Here is a 3,980-nt window from a genome sequence, read left to right as displayed (position 1 = left end):
GCTGTCGGGCGTGGGGCTGTCGGGCGTGGGGCTGTCGGGCGTGGGGCTGTCGGGGTGCGTGCGCGCCGGTAGCAGTGTGGCAAGGAAGATCATCATAAAGGCGAGGGTGAATCCGATCATGGCCCAGAGGGGAAGGTGGTGGCTGTCCGGCGCGGTGCTGTAGACGGAGATGTTGCTGGTGAGTCCGTCGATCAGCAGGCCCGTGCTGAGCAGTACCGACGCCGCCGGGGAACGCGGCCGGCGGAAGCAGGTGATCAGCAGCACCGCCGTGGCGAGGATCAGGCTGGCGACCGGGTGGAGCAGGGCGGCCAGGAGCTGGATGGGGTCGGGCGGGCCGGCCGGGACGAGCGCGGCGAGCGTCGTCCCCCACGCCAGCAGGATGATCGAGCCGACGATCAGTACACAGTCCAGCAGGGTGATCGTATGCCAGCGGTATCCGCCGTGTCGCGCGGTCCTGGTGTTCTCGCCCTGGCCTTCCGCCGGTGCGGTGGGTAGGGACAGTAGCCCGGCCAGGGCCACCCCGTAGAGAACGAGGAAGACGGCATAGCTCGGGGACATGCGGCCAGTCAGGAAGCCGCCGGCGAGGAACGTCGCCGCCGTCGCGAGGTTGGCAACCAGCACGCCGCCAGCGGCGAGGCGGGCGAACCGCCTGCGGCGCTCCGTCCCGCGAACCTGCCGGGCGGTCCGGAGGCAGGCGGCCGCAGTGGCCAGTTGGGCAGCGGCGTCGAGGGAAATCGTAGCGATTCGGGGGGTCTTCGGGTTTACGACCAGTTTTCCCCAGGTCTTGCCGGATTCGACTGGCTGCTGCGGGGCAAGTTCCCGAGTCCTCGCCTGGAAGAACTCGACGGCGGGCGTCCTCGCCAGCGTGTACCACCTATCGTGGGTGATCGGGTATGCGGGGGTCATTATTTCTCCTTGGCGGGGTGTCAACCCGGATCGCCGTATTGCGTGCACAGCCAGCGAAGATCATGACGGTTGGCGGTCGACGGAACACCGCGCCTGATCGTGCAATGCTGTCACCGTCTTGACCTGCGTGACAGGTTCACCGTCCGTCGCATACAGCTCGGTGAGCGTGTCAGCGTTGTCGACGTTGACAAGGGTTCCCATCGGCTTTCCGCTGCCTTGTTGTATGAAGTGAGTCACAGCGTTGCAGTCGGCGGGGAGCGGTGCACCACCCCTCCGGGTAGTCAATAGCTGGAAATCGGGTGGTCAGTGTCCTGAGCGAAGCCACTCTTCCAGGAGATCCTGGTTTAGATCTTCTTTTTTATGCGGAGCGTGGCGAGGAGTATGGGCGGTGGTCGAATCCGAGCTCCCGCCACCGTCGAAAGACCGGCGGGCACCACCTCAAGGGTATGAACGTCCACGTCCGCCGACGGTGCTCCCGTTGCTGACGGTGTTGCTGCGGCTCGCCTGCGTGCAGGACCGGGATAGCGGCCGGCTGCCCCTGGCTGGCTACCCCTGGCCACCCACCCGGCGATCGCCGGACGGGAAAACCACGGGTTCACCCGTGAATGGACATGAACCTAAAGTTTTGGTATCGCGCCTGGACTGGGCGGTTCGGGTGCGTGGAGCCGGCGTTGCAGCGGTGGGGACGTTCCCATTTCCGTAGCCGGGTGTGGGTGGGAAAGGCGACGGGCCCCGCCGGGCCGGGCCCGTTTCCAGCGGCCGCCTTCTCCAGGGCAGGACCTTCCCCAGGGTCGGGCCTTCTCCAGGGCTGCTGTGGATGGTGCCTGCCCGTGCCGTTAGGGTGCTCGTCAGTGGCATCCGAGTGGCATCATCCGAGTGGCGAGCGGACGTCCGAGCGGCAAGGGGATGGAGGAGCGGTGACGGAAACACGGGACCCGGCGTGGGTAGCGACTACGGGGGACCGGGAGCCGGTGAACCTGCGGATGGATCTTCCTCATACGGCCCGGATGTATGACTACTACCTGGGCGGGAAGGACAACTTCCCGGCCGACCGGGAGGCCGCCGAGCAGGTCATCGCCGCGTTCCCCAACGCCCGCGTCACGGCCCGGGAGAACCGGGCGTTCATGACACGGGCGACCCGGTTCCTGGCCGGAGAGGTCGGGATCCGCCAGTTCCTCGACATCGGTACGAGGATGTTTTCCGAAATATACTTTGGTTATGTCGATGGTCGTGGATGGCGGTTCTGTTCGTAGGCTTCCGGTTCCGGCTGTTTACCCGCATGCTGGGGTCGATGTCCGGTCGTTGGTCGAGTTTGATGGTCGGGTGTGGGGTCTGTACCTTCGGATCTCTGACGACGCGGCCAGGGATGAGAAGGGTACCGGCCGCCAGGAAGCGGACGAGCGCGCGTGGGTGACTTCGGTCGGTGGCACGGTGGGCAAGGTCTACAACGAGAATGACACGTCCGCGTACAAGAAGCGGAAGGTACGTCTCCCGGACGGCACCGTGGTGTGGCGGGTAGTCCGGCCGCTATGGGAACAGATGTTGGCCGATCTGCGTTCCGGTGTGATTCAGGGCGTGGTCGTCTATGACTTGGACCGGTTGGCGCGTGATCCCCGGGACCTGGAAGACGCGATTGAGATCGTGGAGCATCACCGCCGCCCGGTGGTGGGTCTGACCGGCGGTTTTGATCTTCTGACGGACAATGGCCGGTTCACCGCCCGGATCTTGGTTGCGTGCGCGAACAAGTCTTCGGCGGACACCGCACGGCGGGTGCGCCGTAAGCACCTGGAGTTGCAGGCGGAGGGATCAACGGGCTCGGGACCGCGTCCGTTCGGGTGGGCTGAGGATCATGCCGTGTTGCATCCGGTGGAGTCGCCGATCGTGCGGCGGGTCTGCCGGGACGTGGCCGAGGGCATCCCGTTGGATGCGGTCGTGCGCGATCTCAACGCGCGTGGGATCACCGGTACCCGGGGGAAGCCGTGGCGGGTGAACACGATCAAGCCGTATTTGCGGAACCCACGTCTGTGCGGATGGCGTGGCCGGATGGTGTCGACGGTCAATCCGCAGACCGGAGAGACATGCCGACACGTCGAAATCGTCCGGGACCCGGCCGGGAATCCTGTGGTCGGACAGTGGGAGCCGATCATCACGCCGGACGAGTGGGAAAAGGTCGTGGCGAAGATCGGTCGCCGGAAGCAGCCCGGGACCGGCCACAACGCCCGCCGCTATCTGCTCAGCGGGATCACCCGGTGCGGGGAGTGCACCCGGAAGATGTCGGGCATGCCCCGCCCGGGAGAACGCGGGTACGCCTACCGGTGCAACCCGCAGAATCTTGGATGCGCCAAGATCGTACGCGATGGCGCCAAGGTCGATGCCTACGTCGTTGCTGCTCTTATCGCCAAGGTGGAGATGGAGCTTAGCCAGGCCGCGGCCCGTGTTGACACGACATGGCCGAAGGAAAACGAGCTTGCCGACACGCAGGAGCGGATAGCCGCACTCAACGCCGGTTACAAGGAGCGGAAGATCAGCACAGATCGGTACTTTGATCTACTTCGGCACTTCGAGGACCAGGAAAGGGAGTTGCTCGCCGAGCGGAAGAAGCACGTTTCGACTGTCGCGGTGGTCAAAGCGCGTCCCGCGAACATCCGCGCCGAGTGGGACAGCTACCCGTTGTCGCGGCAGCGTGCGATCGTCGAGGACTACATCAACGCGGTCGTGGTGAAGAAGGCCCGGTACAAGGGCAGCCGCTTCGACCCGGATTTGATCGTCGTTGAGTGGAAGGGTGCCGCTACCGAAGCCGCATAGGCCCGCCGGTGGACGGCCGCGCGTCCCCCGACCAGCGGGAGCGTGGCCGTCCGCCTCACGGAGCACCGGCGGATCCGTCACCGGAGGGAGGGAACACGAGCCCGAACATGGCCGCCGCGTGCGCGCGTTGCCGGGCCGACCAGCGCGGCGCGTGAGCCGCTTGGACCCGTCCCCACTCGTCTGGAGACGGTATCCCCCGCCGCACCCCCTTACACGGCGGAACAAAACCATTCGAACGCTGTCCGTTATGCCCCGGGGTGGCGGACGGC

General features: G+C 66.0%; 1 protein-coding gene and 2 pseudogenes. 2 read left to right on the top strand and 1 reads right to left on the bottom strand.

Features of this window, described 5'->3' with window-relative positions; genetic code table 11:
- Positions 1-906, bottom strand: a pseudogene (locus tag AC08OO_RS22725) (GGDEF domain-containing protein); the annotation flags it as partial.
- A 917-nt stretch (positions 907-1,823) separates the two neighbouring features.
- Between AC08OO_RS22725 and AC08OO_RS22720 the strand changes: the two are divergent.
- Positions 1,824-2,096: pseudogene (locus AC08OO_RS22720) on the top strand (SAM-dependent methyltransferase); the annotation flags it as partial.
- A gap of 28 nt (positions 2,097-2,124) precedes the next feature.
- The gene (locus AC08OO_RS22715; RefSeq protein ID WP_476611753.1) at positions 2,125-3,711 is read left to right on the top strand and encodes a recombinase family protein; all 1,587 of its coding nucleotides are present in this window, start codon (positions 2,125-2,127) and stop codon (positions 3,709-3,711) included.
- The last annotated feature ends 269 nt before the right edge of the window (positions 3,712-3,980 follow it).

It is taken from the genome of Frankia sp. CeCAU1 (genome assembly GCF_977971845.1).
Note: the sequence above shows the minus strand (reverse complement) of the source record. Positions and strands in the feature narration are given on the sequence as shown.